This is a genomic window from Microvirga sp. KLBC 81 (genome assembly GCF_003075415.1).
In the GTDB taxonomy this organism is placed as follows: Bacteria; Pseudomonadota; Alphaproteobacteria; order Rhizobiales; family Beijerinckiaceae; genus Microvirga.
Window position 1 is genome coordinate 1 of record NZ_QDAH01000207.1, and the last position, 2286, is coordinate 2286.

The 2286-nt window shown below is 63.3% G+C and carries 2 protein-coding genes; both read right to left on the bottom strand.

Translation table 11 applies throughout. From position 1 onward, the window contains the following. Positions 1-107: 107 nt before the first annotated feature. On the bottom strand, positions 108-1292 hold the full coding sequence (gene pcaD / locus DC522_RS33175) for a 3-oxoadipate enol-lactonase (RefSeq protein WP_116532652.1): 1185 nt from the start codon (positions 1290-1292) through the stop codon (positions 108-110). 40 nt (positions 1293-1332) lie between these two features. Further along, positions 1333-2181, bottom strand: coding sequence for a 3-keto-5-aminohexanoate cleavage protein (locus DC522_RS33180; protein WP_116532653.1), 849 nt, complete (start codon positions 2179-2181; stop codon positions 1333-1335). Between the last annotated feature and the right edge of the window lie 105 nt (positions 2182-2286).

A 2286-nucleotide genomic window follows, 5' to 3' on the forward strand; every position in this document is an offset into this window, starting at 1 on the left:
CCCCCGGCCATGATGGTCATGCCATCCTTCACAAGCCCAGCCAGCGCAGACCGCGCATCGCTGTAAACCTTATTCATCGCCGTGCCTTTCTTGAGTGGGACCCGCTTTCACGCCAACTCCTCGCCGAGCACGTCCCTAACCCAGCGGAACGCGGCATTCGCGGCCGGAACCCCGGCGTAGATCGCGCTCTGCAGCAGAAGCGACTGCAGCTCGCCAGCCGTCACCCCATTCTTCAGCGCAGGCCTGACATGCAGTTTGAACTCTTCCTCCCGGTGCAAGGCCACCATCATGGCCAGCGTCACGAGAGAGCGTGTCTTCCACGGCAGGCGCGGGTCGCCCCACACCTCACCCCAGGCGGTTCGGGTAATGAAGTCCTGCCAGGGCTGGGCGAAGGTCCCGGCCTTCGCCAGCGAGCGGTCCACATGCTCCTCGCCTAACACGCTCTTGCGATTCAAGAGCCCGACATCAAATGGCACTGCGCCCAAGGCTCCGTCGCCTTCCCAGCCGCGGTACTGGTCCAGGAACGAGACCAGATAGGCCCCAACCTTCTCGGCCTGTTCGACCGCAAGCAGGTGTGCGGCACGCGAGAGAACGATCATCTCGGCACCGGGAATCATAGACCGGATCTCCTCGGCCATTGGTACGGGCGTGGCCGGATCATCCGCTCCCGCGATTACCAGCGTTGGAGCGGAGATCTGTCCGATGACAGATCGCAGGTCCATGCGCCCGATCGCGTTGCAGCAGACGGCATAGCCCGCCGGTTCGATGCTGATGAAGGCCTCGCGCACGGGAGAGACCCGCTCCGGTGCCTGGGCCGGGTAATCCGGCGTGAACCAGCGCCCCATCGTAGCCTCGACAATGGCAGCCGTGCCCTGCGAACGCACGAGGGAGGCCCGCTCGTCCCACGATTGCTGACTCGGCATGTAGGCGGCGGTGGCCATCAGGGTCAGGCTGGCCACGCGATCCGGATGGCGGCTCGCCAGCGCCTGTCCCGTCATGCCGCCCAGAGACAGTCCGACCACATGGGCCTTTGTGATTTCAAGGCCGTCCAGAAGCCCTACAAGGTCAGCGGCCAGGTCATCGATCGTGATGGGAGCATCCACGACCTGAGAGCGACCGTGACCGCGCGTGTCGTAACTCAGAACACGATAACGCCCTCGCAGAGCCAGAACGACCCAGTCCCACATCGCTAACGTTGTGCCAAGCGAGTTTGAGAAGACTACAACCGGTGCACCCGTCGGTCCGCTCAGCTCGTAGAAGACTTCGACACCATTCACTTTGAGCAAGGGCATCGGTTAGATCCGATCACGCACAGAGAGCCAGGGAGTTTGATCAGGCAGCCCGTGTGCCCTGGGCAGGCCTGATTCCGAGGATCGCGCGGGCCTCGTCAGCGGTTGCGACAGGCCGGCCGTGACGGCTCACCGCGTCGGCTGCCAATGACACCAACTCCGCGTTCGAAGCTGCCAAACGGTCTTTGGTGACGCGGATGTTATCTTCAAGCCCGGTGCGGACCGCGTCGGCTCCGCGGGCCAGCGCCCACTCCATGACCGGAGCTTGATGCCGACCGATTCCGGCTGCGGTCCAGGTGCAGGCCGGAAACAGCCTCTTGGCTTCCTTAAACAGGATGTCGAGCAGCCGCTCCTCAGCCGGCAGGGCATTCTGGACCCCCATGACAAACTGGATGTGCGGGCGCTCGTCGAGCAGGCCCTTGTCGGCCAGACGCCGCGCCCCGTGCAGATGGGAGAGATCGAAGATCTCGATCTCCGGCTTCACCCCGAACTCTTTCATCTTCGCCGCCATCTCCTCCACCAAGGTGGTGTGGTTCTCGTACACGATGGTCGGGAAGTTCACCGAGCCGGTGGAGAGCGAGGCCATGTCGGGCTTCAGATAGAGCGCACTGCTGCGTTGGGACGGGTCACGCCCGCGTCCGCCAGTGGAGAACTGCACGATCATGCCGGGGCAGAGTCGGCGTACGCCCTCCTCCACCTGACGAAAACGTTCCGGGTCGGACGAGGAGGACTCGTCCTCGTTTCGGACGTGGATGTGCACGAGCGTCGCTCCGGCCTCGTAAGCCTCCCGCGTGCTCTCCACCTGCTCGGGCGGCAGGATCGGAACGGCTGGATTGTCTTTCTTGCGCGGCACTGAGCCGGTGATGGCAACGGCAATAACAACAGGATTCATTGCAAAGGTCCTGGAATGAGGATCAGACATCGAAAAACACGGTTTCCTTCTCACCCTGCAGATGGATGTCGAAGGTATAGGTCGGCACGCCGTTCTCCTCGCCGC

Coding starts and splice junctions, on each gene's coding strand:
- pcaD (WP_116532652.1), bottom strand. CDS start 1,292: ATGCCCTTGCTCAAAGTGAATGGTGTCGAAGTCTTCTACGAGCTGAGC.
- DC522_RS33180 (WP_116532653.1), bottom strand. CDS start 2,181: ATGAATCCTGTTGTTATTGCCGTTGCCATCACCGGCTCAGTGCCGCGC.